Raw genomic sequence first — 20160 nt, forward strand, 5'->3', positions numbered from 1 at the left:
GACACTATGTTCACATTCTCATGCGCGCTGACTCTGAAACGTTGACCGAAAACATCACCTCCAAAGCAAACTGGCCCCTGGCGCTATGCGCGGGCTTGCTGGGCATCGGGCAAAACGGTTTGCTGGTCATGCTTCCGCAGCTGGTGACCCTGACCGGACTTTCACTCTCTGTCTGGGCCGGGCTGTTAATGTTCGGCTCTATGCTTTTTTTACCCGCTTCCCCCTGGTGGGGACGCCAGAGCGAGCGCCGCGGTTGTAAGGTCGTGATGGTAGCCTCCCTCAGCGGCTATCTCGCCAGCTTTGGCGTCATGGCGCTGGTGGTCTGGGCGATGGCCGCCGGGTTGCTGGAAAGCCCCTGGGGGCTGGCGGGACTGATCCTCTCGCGTTTGCTTTACGGTTTAACGGTGTCGGGCATGGTGCCTGCCGCACAGACGTGGGCCATTCAGCGTTCGGGCCTGGAGAAACGCATGGCGGCGCTGGCCACCATCAGCTCCGGCCTCAGCTGCGGTCGCCTGCTGGGACCCCCGCTGGCGGCGCTGATGCTCAGCGTTAACCCGGTGGCACCGCTCTGGCTGATGGCGATCGCGCCGTTAATCGCCCTGCTGCTGGTGCTGCGCGAGGTGGCTGATCCGCCGCTGCCGCCGGTGGCTCACCAGGCGACCCGTCTGCAGATTTCCATGCTGCCGTTCCTGCTGCTGGCGATGCTGCTGGCAGCGCTGGTGAGCCTGATGCAGCTCGGCCTGTCTCCGCACCTCAGCCCCTTGCTGGACGGCAACGCGCGGGATATCAGCCATCATGTCGCGCTCCTGCTGAGCCTGGCCGCGCTGGCAACGCTCGCGGCGCAGTTTCTGGTAGTCCGCCCGCAGCATTTCAGCCCGCTGACCCTGCTTTGCATGGCGGCGGTGCTGATGGTGGCAGGGCTTGCGCTAATGTGCATCGCCGGGCTGGCGCTGTTCTACGTGGGGATTGCTATCACTTCGCTCGGCGCAGCGATGGCCACGCCTGGGTACCAGCTGCTGCTGAACGATCGCCTGACGACGGGGAAAGGGGCGGGTGCTATCGCGACCAGCCACACGTTAGGCTACGGCGTCAGCGCGCTGCTGGTGCCCGTTGTGACGCGCTTTTTTGGCGAACAGTATTTAACGATGGCTGCCTGGGGAATGGCGTTGCTGTTTTTAGCGCTGAGCATCGGGGTACGGTTTATTGAACGTACCCCAGTCGAAAAGCATTAATGCACGTGGCGGGGGCCATCTGTGCCCTCATTTTGCCGCAGGCGCTGGAGCGGATCCTGCTGATAAAACTGGCAGAAACGCTGCCACAGCGCCGGGAAGCGGGGGGCGAAAAGCTCGGGTGCGCTGAAGAAGTACTCTGACAGCACCGCAAAGCACTCGGCAGGGTCGGTTGCCGCATAGGCATCAATGCTGGCCGCGCTTTCGCCTACCAGGTCTATCTCATCCTGGATGTTATCCATCGCCGCGTGCAGGTCGTGCTCCCACCCCGCGACTTCACGAAGCGGAATAAAAGGCACGCCGCTGGCGCGATCGCCGTTGCGGGTATCGAGTTTATGCGCCACCTCGTGAATAATCAGATTAAAGCCGGAGGCGTCGAACGAGTCCTGAATGTCGAGCCAGTTCAGGATAATTGGCCCTTGCTGCCAGCTCTGCCCGGACTGCACCACCCGCTGGTTGTGCACCAGCCCGATATCATCTTCCCACTCGTCGTCGACAACGAACGGCGCGGGGTAAATCAGTACTTCGTGGAAACCGTCCAGCCACTCAATACCGAGCTCCAGCACCGGCAGGCAGAAAAGCAGGGCGATGCGGGCGTTTTTCAGCGGATCCAGTTCGAACCCCTGCAGCGGCACAAGGCGTTTTTGCTGCAAAAAACGATCCGCCATCTGAACCAGCTTCGACTGTTCATCCGGCTTAAGATTTGCCAGAACAGGGATCGCCAGCGCGTCATCCCACGGCAGCGCCATATCCCGGCCAGCCTCATTCGTTTTCCAGGGCCACTTAATCATCGCTTTGCTCGCAAACTCGTTACTTGAACAAAAATGGGAAAGTCAGGTTCAGTTAAGATGCCAGAAAATTGCGCACAGCTACACTTCCAGCCTGAATAAACTATCATTTCGTACGTAGCGGTGGGTAGCGCTTTGCAGGCATCACCTTCATTTTGTGACCTCCGTCGTAGCCTTAATTCGCAGGCTAAGTGGATAAACCCGTGCGGTATTGAAAAGATGAGCGATTTCAAAGGTAACAAGCAGGCGCTGCCCAATACAAAGGAAGATGAACGGCAGGCGATTGCTGACCAGGCCGGGCGCATTCAACTCAATCTCAACGATCTCTGACCTATTACAACACCGCGCCGGTTGCGGCAGGTCAATAAGACGCTATTATTTTTGACTTTGTTGCCTCTTCCCTGACAGGACATCCAGACGCTATGCCCGTGAATTTTGACCTTAACGATCTTTATGCCTTCAGGGCGTTAGTGGAATACGGTAACTTCCGTGTCGCCGCTGAATCTATCTGCTTATCCCAGTCGGCGCTGAGCCGCAGGATCGAAAAGCTGGAAGCCGCGCTGGGAACAAAGCTGTTTGACCGAACCACCCGTCGTGTCGCCCTGACGCTATATGGGCAAAACTTTGCTGAACGCTCAGCGCAGCTGCTTGACAACGTGGAGTCAATGCTGGCGGATGTCGATAAGGCCAGTGAAGAGCGGACGGGGCTGATTACGGTCGCCGCGGTACCTTCCGCCGCCTGTTACTTTATGCCTGATGTGATCCGTCGCTTTCAGTCTCGCTTTCCACGCGTTCGCATTAAGCTCATCGACAGCAGCGCGGGGAATGTGATTGACGCCGTGGCCCGAAGCCAGGCGGATTTTGGCATCTGCTTCGCGGGAAACTTATCGTCTGAAATTGAATTTTTCCCGCTGGTGGAGGATGTCTACGTTGCGGCATGCAGAAAGGATCACCCGCTGGCGCAGAAGAGCCACCTGACGTGGGAGGCGTTTTTCCAGCAGGACTATATCTCCCTCGATAAAACGTCGGGTAACCGCAACCTGCTCGATCGGATGCTGGGGGATATCATTCCCGAGCGCCCCAGCGTCTGCGAAACGCGCCACGTCACCACGATGCTCGGCATGGTAGAGGCGGGCATCGGCATTGCCGCCGTTCCCGCCATGTCGATGCCGACGTCGGAGCACACGCCGCTGACGCATCTGCCGCTGGTGGCGCCGGAGGTGAAACGCGCCGTGGGGCTTATCCGGCGCCGGGGGCGCATTCAGTCTTATATTGCGGCTGAACTGGAAAAAGAGATCACCGAGCGGTATCGCCGGACGTAACGGGGATCATCCCCGTCTCACGGATGGCCGCCCCTGAGGGCGGTGAGGCGAGATAGCTCAGTAGCGCTTTCCCCTCCGCGGGGTGTTCAGCGTGACGGGTGACCGCGCCGGCGAAGCGCGTGATGTACTGCAGATTGTCCGGGATTTTACCGATAAAGGTGACGCCTTCAACCGGCAGCAGCTCGCTCACCTGCTGGAAACCCACGGCGTATTTTCCTTTCGCCACTTCTGAGGCGACCGGAATACGTTCGACCATTGTTGCTTTAGCCGCCGCCTCGTTTTCAATCCCCAGTTTCCTGAACAGCGTCTGGCTGACATACCTGCCGCTGGCGCTGTCTGAGTAAGCGATGGAACTGGCCTGCAGCAGAGTTTTACGCAGCGTCGCCTCGCTGCTGATATCAGGAATATCCGCACCTTTTTTCACCACCATGCCAACGGGAGAGTCCGCGAGTTCAGTTCGCGAACCTGGCCTGGTCTGGCCGGCTTTTTCGAGCTTCGCCAGCGCATCGCCCACCATAATCACCACGTCGGCCTTCTCGCCGCGCGCGAGCCGGTTTGGGATCGCCTGCGGCGTATTGCCCATTGAGGGGCCAGGGATGACCACAATTTTATCCCCGGTCTGGCGTTCGTACTCCGGCGCCAGCTTTTCCAGGGCGGCTTTGAAACCGCCTGAAATCATCACTTTCACCTCCTGAGCGCAGGCATTCACGCTCAGGAACGTCAGCACCAGCGCGCTGGCGGTATAGCGAGAAGTGCGTGTCATGCGGCCCCCTGCGACTTAACGGTGTTTTGCACTGAAACCGCGCGACGACGGTAGAGGTAGAGGGTGGCCAGCAGGGCACACACCGCGGCGAAGCTCATCCAGTAGCCCGGCGAGGCTTTGTCACCGGTGTATTCAATCAGCGCGGTTGACATCACCGGGGTAAAGCCGCCAAAGACCGCCGTTGCCAGGCTGTAAGCCAGAGAGAACCCTGCCACGCGGACTTCAGCAGGCATAATTTCCGTCAGCGCCGGGATCATCGCCCCGTTATACAGCCCGTAAAGGAAGGAGAGCCACAGCAGGACGCTCAGCATCATCGAGAAGCTCGGCGCGTCAGCCAGCAGCGTCAGGGCCGGATAGCTGGTCGCCAGTGCCAGCAGGGTCATGGCAATCAGCACCGGCTTACGCCCGAAGCGGTCCGACAGCGCGCCGCCCACCGGTAGCCAGATAAAGTTAGAGATCGCCACCAGCAGCGTGACCAGCAGGCTGTCAGAGGCGCTCAGCATCAGCACTTTTTTGCCGAAGGTTGGCGCGTAGACGGTGATCAGGTAGAACGCGGTGGTGGTCATCGCCACCATCAGCATGCCCGCGACCACCACCTGCCAGTTGCCAAGCAGCGTTTTAAAGACCTGACGCATCTCCAGATGATGGCGGCGCGCGCTGAACTCTTCCGTCTCCTCCAGCTTGCGGCGCAGGAAAAAGATAAACGGCACGATTAAACAGCCGAACAGGAACGGGATGCGCCAGCCCCATTCACGAATGGCGCTCTCCTCCATCAGGGCATTCAGGGCAAAGCCCATCGCCGCGGCGACCATAATGGCAACCTGCTGGCTACCGGACTGCCAGCTGGTGTAAAAACCTTTGCGGCCCGGCGTGGCGATTTCCGCGAGATAGACCGAAACGCCTCCAAGCTCCGCCCCGGCAGAAAAGCCCTGCAGCAGGCGGCCCGTCAGGACAAGCAGCGGTGCCCAAAGCCCGATGCTTTGATAGGACGGGATAAGCACGATCAGGAAGGTGCCTGCCGCCATAATGGAAAGCGTCACGATCAGCCCTTTGCGGCGGCCAACCTTGTCAATATAGGCCCCCAGCACGATGGCTCCGATTGGACGCATCAAAAAGCCCGCGCCGAAGACCGCGAAGGTCATCATCAGCGATGCAAATTCACTGCTCGCCGGGAAGAAGGTGTGGGCGATGTAGGTGGCGTAGAAGCCGAAAAGAAAGAAATCAAATTGCTCAAGAAAGTTGCCCGACGTCACGCGAAGTATCGCGCCCGCCTTAGAGCGTACGGTTGCAGGTGAGGTTGAGGAAAACATGGTTATCTCCAGTTTATTGTTGACGTTTTACGCGTCTGTTTCTGAAAACTGGATCAGGATGGCGAAATAGATAAGCGCAATTAACGCATTGATTGATGCGCGTTACGCATCAATAGTGAGACGATAATGATGAGCACTATAAGCAACAATAACTTAACAAAATATTGGCTTTTTATTCACCAATGTCATCTAAGCCTCTGATATTGCGATTTTGTGATGTGGCGCAGAGAGAGGCTCCTGAGAAAGGGCCGGGCAAGCGCTTCGTTACCCGGCGGGTGCAATTTAGCGCAGCGCCCTGGCAATCGCGCTAAACATCAGAGAGGCCTCCAGCGGCTGGGCGCTAAAGGAAGGCTCCGCCTGTGGCCAGGTAGACCACTGGACGATGACCAGGTTTTCTTTCTGGTTCACCACGATCATCTGACCAAAAATGCCCAGCGCCCAGAGCGAACCTTTGAGCGAATCCTTCGCTGCCGGCTCAACGCCCCTGGCGTTGACGGGCACGGCGTTGTTCCACCACTGATAGCCGTACAGGCCTTCTGGATGCGCGTCTGATACCGAGCCTTTCGCCTGAGTCCAGTCTGACGACTCCTTCACCCAGCCGTCAGGCAGGATTTGTTTGCCCGAGGGGAGCATACCGTTGTTCAGGATAAATTCCCCGAAGCGACCCCAGTCCTCCAGCGTGGCGTTAAAGCCGTGCGCGCCGACGTCATGTTGACCTTTACTGTAGGCATGCCATACGCCGTCGCTCGCCATGCCGTACGGCTGCCAGATGCTTTTCTCCAGATACGCCGCGATCGTCATGCCGGTTGCTCGCTCCAGCACGTCACCCAGCAGCCAGGCTCCGCCGGAGGAGTAAGACCAGTTTTCTCCGGCCGGGTGAACCCTGCGTAATCCTTTCACCAGCTTGCGCACGCAGTCGTAGGTACCCGGCTTCGCCTCGCACTCGGTGAGCTGCGCGAAGTCGGAGTTCGGGTTGGTATAATCCTCGTTCCACGCCACCCCGGAGGTGTGGGTGATAAGCTGTTTCAGCGTCACGCCGTCCCACGCGGTGCCTTTCAGATCGGGTTCATATTTCGTGATCCTGTCGTCGAGTGAGTGAATTTTTCCCTCTTTAAGGGCTACGCCCACCAGCGCCGATACCACCGATTTGCCTACCGAGCGCGAGGTCCATAGCGTGGTGTCGGTATTGCCCTGGGCGAGATATTTCCAGGCGATTTTGCCGTCTTTCAGCACCAGCATGCCGCTGACGTTCTGGCGCTTGAGATATTCCTTAAGGCCGTAGCGCCTGTCGTTAACCTGATAATGGACGTCCGTTAGCGGCTTTTCCGATACCTGCAGCGGTACGGCGTTTCCGTGGCGGAAAATATCCCCGGCGTAGTTGCGATAATCATTACGAAATCCCACCACGCGATCGGCCTGATTCCAGGTCAGCATTTTATGGGTATCCGGCAACGCGGCGTCGAAGGGGGCAGGGCACACGCTGAGCTCAGTGCCTTCGCAGGCGGCCATTGCCGCAGGGGACAGCAGGCTGCTGAAGACAAGTCCCGCCAGCAGGGCATGATTTACTGTTCTGTTTTTCATATCCGTCTCGTATAGGTTAAGAACGGGTTCAGTTTAAAAAACCGGGGGCTATAATAAAAAACGCGTAGTGGGGGAAAATCCCCCAAAAAAACAGAGGGAGCGTAGCGTGGCTGGACTGATCTATTCCTTTGCACAGCTTGAGGCATTCACCGCCGTGGCTGAAAACGGGAGCCTGAGTAAAGCGGCAGTGGTGCTGAAGAAAGACCGAACGACGCTTCGCGATCTGGTTGATTTTCTTGAGGATGGGTTAGGCTACGCGCTGTTTATTCGCGACGGGCGTACCCTGCGGCTCACGCCGGAAGGCGAGCAGCTCCAGCGTCAGGCTCATTTGCTGATGCGGCAGGTCAAAGCCTTTGAGGCCTTCGCCAGGGAGGTCCCCCACGGCGCTACGCAGGACCTGACCCTGGTCTACGATCCTTTCACGCCCAGAGTTTTTCTGCGCAGGGTCATCGCTGAAATGGCGGCGCGAAAAATCCGCCTGAGCCTCATCTGCGCCTCGCGTGATGAATCTGAACGGCTGCTGGCGAACGCGCGCGCGGACCTGGCCATCTGCCAGGCGCGCAACCGCAGCGTGGGCGATAACATGGAGTGGCGGGCCCTGGGCGCAATCGATATGGATTTTTACGCCTCCTGTACCCTGTTTACGGGGACGTCATCCCCCCTTTCACTGCTTGACCTCTCCCTGGTTCCGCAGGTCGTTATGCACCCAGACTCGGACGAGCCGGTTGCGCGTCGCCTGCAGATTTCAGGGCATACCCTTTTTACGAACGAGCCGGAGATGCTGCGCGGTCTGCTGGAGCGAGGATGCGGCTGGGGGTTCTTACCAACCCATTTTCATGCCGTGCGGTGGCAAAACGTAAAAAGGCTGCTCACCGAAGTGGGCAGCCAGGGGATTAGTCAGACGATGGTCACCATCTGGAAGCCAGGAAGCGACAAGCGCGCCATCATTGCTGACACGCTGTCGCTTTTGCCGGAGCTATGGAAGCACTCAGCGCTGTGAACAGCCTTTACACTGCTGGTTCTGGATCTGCTGGAAGAAATCGTTGCCTTTGTCATCCACCAGGATAAACGCCGGGAAGTTTTCGACTTCAATTTTCCAGATGGCTTCCATTCCCAGCTCAGGATAGGCCACACACTCAAGGCTCTTAATGCTGTTTTGCGCCAGCACCGCCGCCGGGCCGCCGATGCTGCCCAGGTAGAAGCCGCCGTGCTTATGGCAGGCATCCGTCACCTGCTGGCTGCGGTTGCCTTTCGCCAGCATGATCATGCTTGCTCCGTGGGATTGCAGCAGGTCGACATACGAGTCCATGCGTCCCGCAGTGGTCGGGCCGAGTGAGCCAGAGGCGTAGCCTTCCGGGGTCTTGGCTGGCCCCGCGTAGTAAATCGGATGATCTTTAACGTACTGCGGCAGTTCTTCACCGTTGTCGAGCAGCTCTTTCAGCTTCGCGTGGGCGATATCCCGCGCCACGATGATGGTGCCGTTCAGCGACAGGCGGGTAGAGACCGGGTGCGCAGAGAGCTGCGCCAGGATCTCGTTCATCGGCTTGTTCAGGTTGATGCTGACCACGTCGCCTTCGCCCTGCTGGCGCAGTGATTCTGGAATATACTTGCCCGGGTTGTGCTCCAGCTTCTCAATCCAGATCCCGTCGCGGTTGATCTTCGCTTTGATGTTGCGGTCAGCGGAGCAGGAGACGCCCATGCCGATCGGGCAGGAGGCGCCGTGGCGCGGCAGGCGGATCACGCGGATGTCGTGGGCGAAGTATTTCCCGCCGAACTGCGCGCCGAGGCCGAGGTTCTGCGCTTCCTGGAGCAGTTCCTGTTCCAGCTGAACGTCGCGGAACGCCTGGCCGTGCTCGTTACCTTCGGTTGGCAGCGCGTCGTAGTAGCGGGTCGAGGCCAGTTTAACGGTTTTCAGCGTGGCTTCCGCTGAGGTTCCGCCAATCACAAACGCGATATGGTACGGCGGACAGGCCGCAGTACCCAGGGTGCGCATTTTCTCAACCAGATAGTTTTTCAGCTTCGCCGGGGTGATTAGCGCTTTGGTTTCCTGATAGAGGTAGGTTTTGTTGGCGGAACCGCCGCCTTTTGCCATGCACAGGAATTTGTACTCATCGCCGTCCACGCTGTAGAGATCAATCTGCGCGGGCAGGTTGGTGCCAGTATTCACCTCTTTATACATGTCCAGCGCCGCATTCTGCGAGTAGCGCAGGTTATCTTCGATGTAGGTGTTATACACGCCCTGGCTCAGGGCCGCTTCGTCACCGCCGCCGGTCCAGACGCGCTGGCCTTTTTTACCCATGATGATCGCGGTGCCGGTGTCCTGACAGGTCGGCAGCACGCCTTTTGCGGCAATTTCAGAGTTACGCAGGAACTGCAGGGCAACGTATTTGTCGTTCTGGCTGGCTTCCGGGTCGTTGAGAATGGCGGCAACCTGCTTCTGATGGGAAGGACGCAGCATAAATGCAGCATCGTGGAAGGCCTGCTGCGCCAGCAGGGTCAGGGCTTCCGGCTCCACCTTCAGGACTTCCTGGCCGTCGAACTCGGCTACGGAGACGTGTTCTTTGGTCAGCAGGTAGTATTCGGTGTCGTCATGGGAAAGAGGGAAGGGGTTCTGATAAAAAAACGGTTTATTCGACATAGTATTGCTCCACAAAAATAAAACCGCCGGAGGAGAAGTCCGGCGGTCAGGAATCAGAACATCATGGACATCCACGGATAGCCAATCAGCAGCAGGGCCGCCAGGAAGATGGCACCAAAGATGGTGCCGAGGCGCCAGTAGTCTTTGGTTGGCAGGTAGCCGCTGCCGTAGTAGATCGGGCTTGGGCCAGTACCGTACGGGGTGATGATCCCCATCACGCCCAGAGAGGTCACCATCAGCAGGACGAACACTTCCATATTCATGCCCGGAATGGTGGAGGCGATGGTCAGCATCGCTGGCAGCAGCGCGGTAGTGTGCGCGGTGGTGCTGGCAAACAGGTAGTGCAGCAGGTAGAACGCCAGCAGCAGGACGATGGTCGCCACGCCTGGAGAGATACCGCTCATCAGCAGGCCACCTTCTTTACCCAGCCAACTGATAAAGCCGGTAGAAGAGAGGCCATCCGCCAGCGCTACCAGGGTGGCGAACCAGACGAAGGTATTCCACGCGGCCTTGTTACCGGTGATATCGTTCCACTCCAGCACGCCGGTCCACAGCATCAGCCCGACGATGAGCAGGGCCGCCATCGCAGGCTCAATCCACGCGGCGGCGAAGATCCACATCAGCAGAGCGCAGCACACGAACACCAGCAGCAGAATTTCATTGCGGGACAGTTTGCCGAGTTTTTCCAGCTCACGGGTCGCCCACAGCGGCACTTCATTGTTCACTTTAACTTCTGGTGGGTAGAACCAGTAGGCCAGCAGCGGCATGGTCAGAATCAGCAGGATACCCAGCGGCAGGAAGGCGAGGAACCAGGTGCCCCAGGAGATATCAATCCCAACGGTGCTTTTCACCAGCGCCAGCGCCAGCAGGTTCGGCGCAAGGGCGGAGAGGAACATTGAGCTGGTGATACAGGCCGCGGTGATCGCCACCCACATCAGGTACGAACCAATCTTACGCGCGCTTGGGTCGTTGGGTTTTGAACCGTACAGCGGCGGCAGGTTAGCGATGATCGGGTAGATAGTCCCACCGCTGCGCGCGGTGTTGGAGGGGGTGAACGGTGCCAGCAGCAGGTCTGCAAACGTAATGGCGTAACCGAGCGTCAGGCTGCGACGGCCCAGGTACTTCACCAGAATCAGCGCCAGACGGCGGCCGAAGCGGGTTTTGTCATAGCCTGCGGCGAACATAAAGGCACCGAAGATCAGCCATACGGTTGAGTTACCAAACCCGCTCACCGCCCACTTAAAGGAGGCGCCCGCCAGCTTGAATTTCGGGTCGGCCAGCTGTTCAGGGCTGAACAGCACCCACTGGCTGCACAGGGCAATGGCAACCACGCCGGTCAGGCCAATCACCGCGCCCGGCAGCGGTTCGAAGATTAAGCCGACGATTACGCCGACAAAGATAGCGAAGTAGTGCCATGCGTAAGGCGGCAAGCCTTCTGGTACGGGCACAAACAGCAGCAATACGGCGACGATGACGGGCAATGCCATCATCAGCAATCGTTTTGCGTTTCCATTTGATGCCTGGTTCGCCACTGGGGGCGTTACAGCAGTTTTTGTATTCATAGTTTCACGTCTTAAGTTGTCAAAAATTCGGTTGCACTGAAAAAACAGAATCGCTTTCTTAAGTTTCTTTGCTTTTTTTAGTTATTAAAGGTGCGGTTTTGTATTTTCAGTAATAGCGATTTAACGCTTTTTTATGTGCGCTAAATTAAAAATTGATGATGTTTTTATATTGCGCTTTTGAATGCCATAACTATTGATCGCGATCAAAAAAACAGAATTGCAGCGTTATTTTTATGCTTTTATTAATAACCACTCTGGCGTATGGGGTTATTATCTGTTTTTCGGATTTGTTTTATCATTTTTGTAACAATATGAATTTTTAATTCGATATAACTTGTTGATTTACATGGAAATATTTAGTTTTTGGTGAAGTGGTTTTACCATTTTTTATTTAACGAGTTTTAAATTATTGTGAATGGCTGAATTACAATCGCTAACACCAATGTATTATTAGTGTTATTGCAGGGATTAAATAGTTTTTTAACTAACGTAATAACTTTAGAAACTAAAAAAATCATTATATTAATATCATGACATCGGCAAATAACGACGAAACAAAAAATCAATCCGATAACGAATTCTCAATTTTTAAAAGTTTGGAGTTTCTATTATGAGCACTAACGAACGCATTCTTAGCCCCTTCACATTACCGAATGGCACTGAACTGAAAAACCGTTTGTTAATGGCCCCGATGACAACCTGTACCGGCTACTATGACGGCACCGTTACCAGCGAGTTGGTGGAGTACTACCGGGCCCGTTCCGGCAGCATTGGTACCATCATTGTGGAGTGCTGCTTTGTCGACGATCTCGGTCTCGCCTTCCCGGGGGCGATTGGGATTGATAACGACGAGAAAATCGCCGGGCTGGCTAAAATCGCCGAGGCAATAAAATCCAAAGGCTCTAAGGCGCTGCTGCAGATCTACCACGGTGGCCGCATGGTCGACCCGAAACTGATCGGTGGCCGTACCCCGGTGGGCCCAAGCGCCGTGGCCGCGCCGCGTGACGGCGCCGCGACACCTGTCGCCCTGACCGCAGAAGAAGTGGAAGGCATGATCGGCAAGTTTGGTGAAGCCGTGCGCCGCGCCATCCAGGCCGGTTTCGACGGCGTGGAAATCCACGGGGCGAACACCTACCTGATTCAGCAGTTCTATTCCCCAAATTCAAACCAGCGTGACGACGAGTGGGGCGGCAGCCGCGATAACCGCGCGAAGTTCCCGCTGGCGGTGCTGGACATCACCCACAAAATGGTGCGCCAGTACGCCGATGATGCCTTCATCATTGGCTACCGCTTCTCCCCTGAAGAACTGGAGGTTCCCGGCATCCGCTTTGAGGACACCATGTACCTGCTGGAGAAACTGGCCGCGCGCGGCGTGGACTATCTCCACTTCTCCGTAGGCGCCACCCTGCGTCCTTCTATCGTCGACACCCAGGACCCGACGCCGCTTATCGAAAAATACTGCGCAATGCGTTCTGACACGCTGGCGCAGGTTCCGGTGATGGGCGTTGGCGGCGTGGTGAATGCGTCAGACGTGAATGAAGCGCTGGACCACGGCTACGATCTGATTGCCGTAGGCCGCGCCACTATCGCTTACCCGGACTGGACCGACCGCATCGCGGCGGGTGAAAGCCTTGAGCTGTTTATGGACAGCACCAGACGCGAGGAACTGAGCATCCCCGAGCCACTGTGGCGCTTCTCGCTGGTGGAGGCGATGATCCGCGACATGAGCATGGGCGAGTCCAAATTCAAACCTGGCACCTTTGTTGAGAAAGTGCAGGACGACGCTAACGAACTGGTGATTAACGTCAGCCTGGAAACCGACCGCATTGCGGACATCGAACTTGCCGCCGGCCCGAGTGAAGACGTTGAGTTTGTCACCAGCTTTGAAGAGATCCGCACCCGCATTCTGGATGCCAATACTCCGCACGTGGATGCCATTACCGGCGCAACCAGCCAGAGCGAGGCGGTGAAAAAAGCGGTCTCTAAAGCGATGCTGAAGTCCAGCAAGGCGCTGGCAGCGGAAGAGGGCGTTGACCCGAACGAAACCCGCAGCGTGGACGTGGTGGTTGTCGGCAGCGGCGGCGCCGGTCTGGCGGCGGCGATCCAGGCTCACGACGAAGGCGCGAGCGTGCTGATCGTCGAGAAAATGCCGACCATCGGCGGGAACACCATTAAAGCCTCTGCCGGTATGAACGCCGCAGAAACCCGCTTCCAGCGCGTGAAGGGGATTCAGGACAGCAAAGAGCTGTTCTACCAGGAAAGCCTGAAAGGCGGCGGAAACAAGAACAACCCGGAACTGCTGCGTCGCTTTGTGGAGAACGCGCCGGAAGCGATTGAGTGGCTGGCAACGCGCGGCATCATGCTGAACGACATCACCACCACCGGCGGGATGAGCATCGATCGTACTCACCGTCCAAAAGACGGTTCTGCGGTGGGCGGCTACCTGATCAGCGGCCTGGTGCGTAACGTCAATAAACGCAACATTGAGGTGATGCTGGATACCTCCGTCAGCGACATCATCTTCGAGAACGGCGAAGTGACCGGGGTTCGTCTGACCACCGAAGAGAACGAAACCGTCACCGTGGCAGCCAAAAGCGTGATCGTGGCGACCGGTGGTTTCAGCGCCAACAGCCAGATGGTGGTGAAATACCGCCCGGATCTGGAAGGGTTCGTCACCACTAACCACAAAGGGGCGACGGGCGGCGGTATCGCGCTGCTGGAGCGTATCGGTGCAGGCACGGTTGATATGGGCGAAATTCAGATCCACCCAACCGTGGAGCAGAAAACCTCGTACCTGATTTCTGAATCCATCCGCGGCGGCGGGGCGATTCTGGTCAATCAGAAAGGGGAACGCTTCTACAACGAAATGTCGACCCGCGATAAAGTCTCGGCGTCAATCATCGCGCTGCCGGAGAAATACGCATACATCGTCTTTGATGAGCACGTACGTGCCAAAAACAAAGCCTCAGATGAGTATATCGCGAAAGGTTTCGTGACCAGCGCCAGCTCGCCAAAAGCCCTGGCTGAAGCGCTGGGTATGGATCACCACGCTTTCCTGGCGACCCTGGAACGTTACAACGGTTTCGTTGAAAAACAGCACGACGATGATTTTGGCCGCACCACCGCCCTGCGTGCGCCCATCAATGAAGGGCCGTTCTACGCCATTCAGATTGCACCGGGCGTGCACCACACCATGGGCGGCGTGACCATAAACACCGAAACCTGCGTGCTGGACAACAACCACAACGTGCTGCCGGGGGCATTCGCTGCGGGTGAAGTGGTTGGCGGGATCCATGGCGGTAACCGTATCGGCGGTAACGCGGTGGCGGATATCATTATTTTTGGTACCCTTGCAGGACATCAGGCGGCGATGCGCTCAAAAAGAACGTAAGGCACCTGTTTCCCCGGCGGCGCAGTGCCTGCCGGGGCTACATATGAGGACTCATGCTATGCCTGATAGCCATCGCGTTTACAGCTACTCCGCCGTTCTGATGGGCTCGCCCATTCTCCTGAAACTCTTCTCCCATGACGAAGCCCTCGCGTCCCGCGTTTTCCGCCTGATCAAACAGTACGAAGATCTCCTGACCGTTAACCGCGCGCATTCGCAGGTAATGGACATCAACCAGGCGGCGGGTCAGCATCCGGTTACCGTCAGCCGTCCGGTGTTTGAGCTGATCCGCTGTGCGAAAGCGGCAAGCCTGCTTAAAAACAGCGCCTTTAACCTGGCGATCGGTCCGCTGGTGAAGCGCTGGAAGATTGGCTTTCAGGGCGACAGCGTTCCGCCTGCCGATGAAATTGCCTCGCTGCTGGCGATTACCCGGCCAGAGGATGTCATCCTTGATGAGGCGCAGACCAGCGTGTTTCTGACCAGAGCGGGGATGGAGATCGATTTGGGGGCCATCGCCAAAGGCTATATTGCCGACCGGGTTCGGGACTACCTGCGCAAAGAGGGGGCTGAGCTGGGGCTGATCAACCTTGGCGGAAACATCCAGACGTTAGGCTCGCCGGAAGGCGGCTGGAGCGTGGGGCTGAAAAAGCCGTTCGCCGGTGATGCGCTGATCGGCGCGATGACGGTGGAGAACCTCTCTGTGGTGACGTCGGGAACGTACGAGCGCTACTTTGAGCAGAACGGCAAGCGCTATCACCATATTCTCGACCCGCGTACCGGATACCCGCTCGACAACGAGCTGGACAGCGTCACCATCATTTCCAGAGACTCTATTGATGGCGATATCTGGACCACGCTGATGTACGGCATGGGGGTAGAGAAAGGCTGCGCTGCCCTGCGCGCGCGTCCGGATATAGAAGCTATCTTTGTGACCAGGACAAAAGAAGTGGTGATCTCCTCGATGCACCACTTCCGTTTTACCCTTCTGGACGAGAGCTACCGCGTTACTGGCAGTACTGTTTGAGCAGCCCGATCTGCTCAGGCTGTAAGCGGTAGCGATACACCGGGCGGCCGGTGGCACCGTAATGAATGCTGGTGAAAAGAATGTTGATTTGCGCCAGCCAGATCAGGTATTTGCGGCAGGAGACGCGTGAAATATTTACCGCGTTAGCCAGATCGTCGGTGGAAAATTCCGTCTCCGGGTGGCCGTCAATCCACTGGCAAATGGTGCGCAGCGTTTGCGGCGTTAACCCTTTCGGCAATTTCTTACTGTCCGCCAGCTCCGGCGCCCCGCCGTGGATCAGCCGGTCGACGTCCGCCTGCTCGTAATACTGGTGCGATCCCATCAGACTGTGCTTTGCCTTCCAGCCGTTCAGCGCCTCTTCAAAGCGCGGGAACTGGAACGGTTTGATCAGATAATCCACCACGCCGTAGTGGATGGAAGTCTGGATCGTGGCGGCATCGGCAGCGGACGAGATCATAATCACATCAATCGGACGGCCTGACGCGCGAATATCGGGCAGCAGATCCAGCCCGTTATCCTGCTGCATATAGACGTCCAGCAGCACCAGGTCGACAGGCTGGCTGGGGTTATTGATAATGGCTCTGGCCTGGTTGAGCGTGGAGGCGACGCCGCAGCAGCTAAAGCCTTCAACACGGTTGACGTACAGACGGTTGAGGTCGGCCACCATGGCGTCATCATCGACAATTAATACATTTATCACGCGATATTCCTCTCGCTATCCCAGGGGATGTGAACAAAAAATTGGGTAAATACGCCAGGCTCAGACTCGACGGTAATATCGCCGCCCAGGTTCTGGATCTGCTGGCGAGCAAGGAACAGCCCAACGCCGCGGTTTTCACCTTTTGTTGAGAACCCCTTAGTAAAAATAGCCTCCAGCTGGGTGGGATCAATGCCGGGGCCATCGTCGCTGACTTCGCAACTGAGCCAGCCATTCTGATAATGTAGCAGCAGGCCAATCTCGCCTTCCTGCTGTCCTGCCATCGCGTCGAGCGCGTTTTCGATTAAGTTACCCAGCGCGGTGATCAGCACCGCGACCTGCTCTTCGCTGGCGGTATCCGGTATCAGGCATTCATCCGCCAGCGTCAGGGTGACACCCGCTTCCTTCGCCCGGTTGATTTTACCCAGCAGGAACCCGGCAACGACCGGGGATTTTACCTTGCTCTGGATCGTACCGATATCCGTCTGGTAATTGTGCGCCGTCTGGATGATGTACTCCTCCAGCTTGTCGTAGCGCTTCATGTGCAGCAGGCCCAGGATCACATGCAGTTTGTTCATAAACTCGTGCGTGTGGCTGCGAAGGGCATCGACGTAGTTGACCATGCCGTCAATACGCTGCATCAGCTGGCTGATTTCCGTTTTATCGCGGAAGGTGGCTATCGCGCCGATGACCCGCTCCTGGCTTTTGACGGGCACCATATTGCACAGCAGCAGCCGGCCGTTACAGCTGATCTCCTGATCCTGACGCGCGACGCCCGTCTTTGAAATCTCCCGCAGGCTGGCCAGCAGGGGAGCGCTGGCGTTTTCCGACTGCTTGCCGGAGGGCAGGAGTAAAATCTCTCTGGCGGTGTGGTTAATCATCGTCACGCGGCCGTGAATGTCGACGGCCAGTACCCCTTCGCGAAGCGACTGCAGCATCGCCTGGCGCTGTTCGAACAGGGCGGAGATCTCATAGGGTTCGAGCCCGAACAGAATGCGCTTCAGCACCCGCACCAGACCCCAAATCGCCATTGAACTCATAAAGATGCTGAACAAAATCGTCCAGAGCGCGTTAAGCCGCCCGCGGGCTATCTGATCTTCCACCTTTTTGAGGGAAATACCGACCACCACGACCCCGATCTGATCGTGCTGGCTGTCATAGACCGGCGTGAAAACGCGAAGCGCTTCGGCGAGGGCGCCGCGGTTTACCGAGACATTCTCTTTGCCTTCCAGCGCGGGTTCGAGATCGTTGCCAATAAAATGCAGGCCGATGAGCGCCTCGTTCGGGTGCGAGTAGCGAATCCCCCGCATGTCGGTCACCACGGTAAGCAGCAGATCGTTGCGTTGGGTAACGGCTTTGGCGATGGGCTGAATAATGTCGGCCTGCGGGGACTGCATAAGGCCGCGCTGGATCTCCGGGCTGTCGGCCAGCGTGCGGGCGATACCCAACGCGGTATCTTTTACATCATCGCGGGTCGCCCGGGTGATTTGCACGGAATAGAGCGCAAAAACCACCAGCAGCACTGAGGCGATAATCGCGGACACCATCAACGTGACCAGCGTGTACAGTTTCATGGGGCGCTTGCGCGTCAGAGGGAAAGGCTGCAGATCGCTCATCAACACTCCGCGATGATTAAGAAAGGGGGTGATTATCGCTGATGATGGGCTTTTCTTAAAGCCATGTAAAAGCGTCGATTTGCTCTTCTTTTCGTGACCCCACTCGCAGGTCATCTATATAAAACACTTTATAGTGTGTGGGTACTCATAATAAGGAGGCTGTTTATGAGCATTACGCTTACCGGTTCGGTCAAGGAAAGACGGCACGCCAGCACGATGAATATAGATAGATTGTCCACGCTGGACATGCTGAAGGTTATCCACGAGGAAGATGCACGCATTTCTGCTGCTATAACCCCCTGCTTAACGACAATCGCCCGCGTGGTGGATAACGCCGCCGCGGCGCTCAACCACGGTGGCCGTCTGGTCATCGTCGGGGCAGGACAGTCGGGCTGCGCCGCACGGCAGGCTGCGGATGATTATGCGCCGGGGAAAAACCCTGTAATTGCCGTGACGGCAGAAGAGGGAGAAGGGCGCTACGAGCGCGGGGTCGCTGACCTGCAGGCCATCAAATTTGGTGAACACGATATGATGCTGGCGGTGACCGTCAGCGGAAAAACGCCGTGGGTCTGGGGAGCGATGCGGCATACCTGGTCGCTGGGAGCGCCTGTTGCGGTCATCACCGGTGATGCACAAAGTGAAGCGGCGCAGCTGGCAAGCATGGTAATTGCCCCTGAACTGGGGGCTGATGTGGTTGCCGGGTATCTCAATACCAGGGCGGGGATCGCGCAAAAAATGATCCTCTCGATGATTACCACCGGGCTGGCCGTTCGCACCGGGCGCGTTTACAGCAACCTGCGCGTGGATCTTGAGGCTAGCAGTACCAAATGGGCTGAACGGCAAATCGCCATTGTGATGGAGGCGGGGGGATGCAGCCGGGCGCAGGCAAAGGCCGCGCTGGAGAGCTGTAACCATCACTGTAAAACGGCGGTGCTGATGGTGCTGACCGGTCTGGATGCGTGGAAAGCCCATGAGCTGCTGGCGCAGAATAACGGGTTTATCCGCGTGGCGTTGCAGGAAGCGCCGTGAAACTTTGCCTCTGAAATAATAAAGCCCGCGCTGCGGGCTTTATTATTTTCAGGGAAGGATTAGAACTGGTATACCAGACCAACCGCTACGATGTCATCAGTACTGATGCCGTTCGCTTGATAGAAGTTATCGTCTTCATCCAGCAGGTTGATTTTGTAATCAACATAGGTAGACATATTCTTGTTAAAATAATAGGTTGCACCAACGTCAGCATATTTAACCAAATCTTTATCGCTGCCGTAATAAGAGTTCAGGTCTTTCCCTTTAGACATCAGGAAAGAAACTGCAGGGCGCAGACCGAAATCGAATTGATACTGTGCGGTGACTTCATAGTTCTGAGTCTTGTTTGCGACGAAATAATCACCGTATGGGGTCATATTTCGGGTTTCTGAATACATGGTCGCCAGGTAAATATTATTGGCGTCGTACTTCATACCCAGGGTCCAGGCGTCGGCTTTGTCGCCGCCTGCATTTGTTTTGGTTACCTGATCGTTGGTACGGTCAGAGGAGGCATAAGCTGCACCCGCGGAGAAGCCCATACCGAAATCATAGGAAGTGGAAAGACCCCAACCGTCGCCATTCTCTTTACGAATGTCGCGACCATTGCCTGTACCTTCCTGATCGTTAGAGGCACTTTCGTTATTGCCCTGGTACTGAATAGCGAAATTCAGTCCGTCAGCCAGGCCGAAGAAACCGTTGTTACGGTACGTTGCAACGCCATTCGTACGACCGGTCATGAAGTTATCGGTGTAGGTGTAGGAATCCCCACCGAATTCAGGCAGCATATCGGTCCAACCTTCAACGTCGTAGAGAACGCCATAGTTACGACCGTAATCGAACGAACCGTAGTCACCAAATTTCAGGCCCGCGAAACCAAGACGGGTCCACGCCTGGTTGCCACTGCTCTCAGTATTGTTCGCCTGGATATTATATTCCCATTGGCCATAGCCGGTCAGTTGAGTATTGATCTGCGTTTCACCTTTAAAACCCAGACGAACATAGCTCATATCGCCGTCGGAATTGGTGTTGTCAGAGAAGTAGTGCAGGCCATCGACTTTACCGTATAAGTCTAATTTATTGCCGTTGTTGTTATAGACTTCGGCGGCATGTGCTGCGCCAGCCATTAACACTGCGGGTACCAGAATTGCCAGAACTTTTCTTTTCATTATATATTCCCTTTAACAATAATTTATATGAATATATGTAATTACTC

General features: G+C 56.7%; 15 protein-coding genes. 6 read left to right on the plus strand and 9 right to left on the minus strand.

The annotated features are described in order from the left end of the window. Window positions 1–20: 20 nt before the first annotated feature. Window positions 21–1232: an MFS transporter gene (locus URZ40_RS15790; protein ID WP_163329819.1), complete on the plus strand. Its 1212-nt coding sequence runs from the start codon at window positions 21–23 to the stop codon at window positions 1230–1232. On the opposite strand, the gene mtfA is transcribed toward URZ40_RS15790, so the two are convergent. Beyond that, window positions 1229–2020, minus strand: coding sequence for a DgsA anti-repressor MtfA (gene mtfA, locus URZ40_RS15795; RefSeq protein ID WP_163329820.1), 792 nt, complete (start codon window positions 2018–2020; stop codon window positions 1229–1231). The genes URZ40_RS15790 and mtfA overlap by 4 nt on opposite strands. Before the next feature lie 419 nt (window positions 2021–2439). On the opposite strand from mtfA, the gene URZ40_RS15800 reads away from it, so the two are divergent. Further along, complete coding sequence (locus URZ40_RS15800) at window positions 2440–3339, plus strand: LysR family transcriptional regulator (RefSeq protein ID WP_116338927.1); 900 nt, start codon at window positions 2440–2442, stop codon at window positions 3337–3339. Here the strand turns inward: URZ40_RS15800 and URZ40_RS15805 are convergent. From URZ40_RS15805 to URZ40_RS15815, 3 genes are all read right to left on the minus strand, one after another. Then, window positions 3314–4102, minus strand: coding sequence for a substrate-binding domain-containing protein (locus URZ40_RS15805; protein WP_320720815.1), 789 nt, complete (start codon window positions 4100–4102; stop codon window positions 3314–3316). The genes URZ40_RS15800 and URZ40_RS15805 overlap by 26 nt on opposite strands. Next, the gene (locus URZ40_RS15810) at window positions 4099–5412 is read right to left on the minus strand and encodes an MFS transporter (RefSeq protein WP_116338931.1); all 1314 of its coding nucleotides are present in this window, start codon (window positions 5410–5412) and stop codon (window positions 4099–4101) included. The genes URZ40_RS15805 and URZ40_RS15810 overlap by 4 nt, the downstream gene beginning before the upstream one ends. 282 nt (window positions 5413–5694) lie before the next feature. Next, window positions 5695–6993: a serine hydrolase gene (locus URZ40_RS15815; RefSeq protein ID WP_320720817.1), complete on the minus strand. Its 1299-nt coding sequence runs from the start codon at window positions 6991–6993 to the stop codon at window positions 5695–5697. 106 nt (window positions 6994–7099) lie between these two features. Between URZ40_RS15815 and URZ40_RS15820 the strand changes: the two genes are divergently transcribed. Then, on the plus strand, window positions 7100–7993 hold the full coding sequence (locus URZ40_RS15820; protein ID WP_320720819.1) for a LysR family transcriptional regulator: 894 nt from the start codon (window positions 7100–7102) through the stop codon (window positions 7991–7993). On the opposite strand, the gene fumA is transcribed toward URZ40_RS15820, so the two are convergent. Both fumA and URZ40_RS15830 read right to left on the minus strand, forming a co-directional pair. Further along, window positions 7982–9631 carry a class I fumarate hydratase FumA gene (fumA, locus tag URZ40_RS15825; protein WP_320720821.1) on the minus strand — a complete coding sequence of 550 codons (1650 nt, stop codon included), beginning with the start codon at window positions 9629–9631 and terminating at the stop codon, window positions 7982–7984. The genes URZ40_RS15820 and fumA overlap by 12 nt on opposite strands. Before the next feature lie 53 nt (window positions 9632–9684). Beyond that, window positions 9685–11193: an anion permease gene (locus URZ40_RS15830; protein ID WP_023325580.1), complete on the minus strand. Its 1509-nt coding sequence runs from the start codon at window positions 11191–11193 to the stop codon at window positions 9685–9687. A 610-nt stretch (window positions 11194–11803) separates the two neighbouring features. Between URZ40_RS15830 and URZ40_RS15835 the strand changes: the two genes are divergently transcribed. Then, window positions 11804–14584 carry a flavocytochrome c gene (locus URZ40_RS15835; RefSeq protein ID WP_320720822.1) on the plus strand — a complete coding sequence of 927 codons (2781 nt, stop codon included), beginning with the start codon at window positions 11804–11806 and terminating at the stop codon, window positions 14582–14584. Between the two features lie 58 nt (window positions 14585–14642). Then, window positions 14643–15605 (plus strand): FAD:protein FMN transferase, encoded by a 963-nt coding sequence (locus URZ40_RS15840; protein ID WP_316379466.1) that lies wholly within the window; start codon window positions 14643–14645, stop codon window positions 15603–15605. On the opposite strand, the gene dcuR is transcribed toward URZ40_RS15840, so the two are convergent. Both dcuR and URZ40_RS15850 read right to left on the minus strand, forming a co-directional pair. Then, window positions 15586–16305 (minus strand): two-component system response regulator DcuR, encoded by a 720-nt coding sequence (gene dcuR / locus URZ40_RS15845; RefSeq protein WP_116338943.1) that lies wholly within the window; start codon window positions 16303–16305, stop codon window positions 15586–15588. The two genes, URZ40_RS15840 and dcuR, sit on opposite strands and share 20 nt — an antisense overlap. Further along, the gene (locus URZ40_RS15850; RefSeq protein ID WP_163329824.1) at window positions 16302–17918 is read right to left on the minus strand and encodes a sensor histidine kinase; all 1617 of its coding nucleotides are present in this window, start codon (window positions 17916–17918) and stop codon (window positions 16302–16304) included. The genes dcuR and URZ40_RS15850 overlap by 4 nt, the downstream gene beginning before the upstream one ends. A gap of 165 nt (window positions 17919–18083) precedes the next feature. Between URZ40_RS15850 and URZ40_RS15855 the strand changes: the two genes are divergently transcribed. Then, the gene (locus URZ40_RS15855; RefSeq protein WP_320720823.1) at window positions 18084–18947 is read left to right on the plus strand and encodes an N-acetylmuramic acid 6-phosphate etherase; all 864 of its coding nucleotides are present in this window, start codon (window positions 18084–18086) and stop codon (window positions 18945–18947) included. A 59-nt stretch (window positions 18948–19006) separates the two neighbouring features. Here URZ40_RS15855 and ompC read toward each other — a convergent pair whose 3' ends face one another. Continuing rightward, window positions 19007–20113: a porin OmpC gene (gene ompC, locus URZ40_RS15860; protein WP_233002662.1), complete on the minus strand. Its 1107-nt coding sequence runs from the start codon at window positions 20111–20113 to the stop codon at window positions 19007–19009. Window positions 20114–20160 lie beyond the last annotated feature (47 nt).

Source organism: Enterobacter sp. 296B2 (genome assembly GCF_034106185.1).
Lineage (GTDB): Bacteria > Pseudomonadota > Gammaproteobacteria > Enterobacterales > Enterobacteriaceae > Enterobacter > Enterobacter cloacae_N.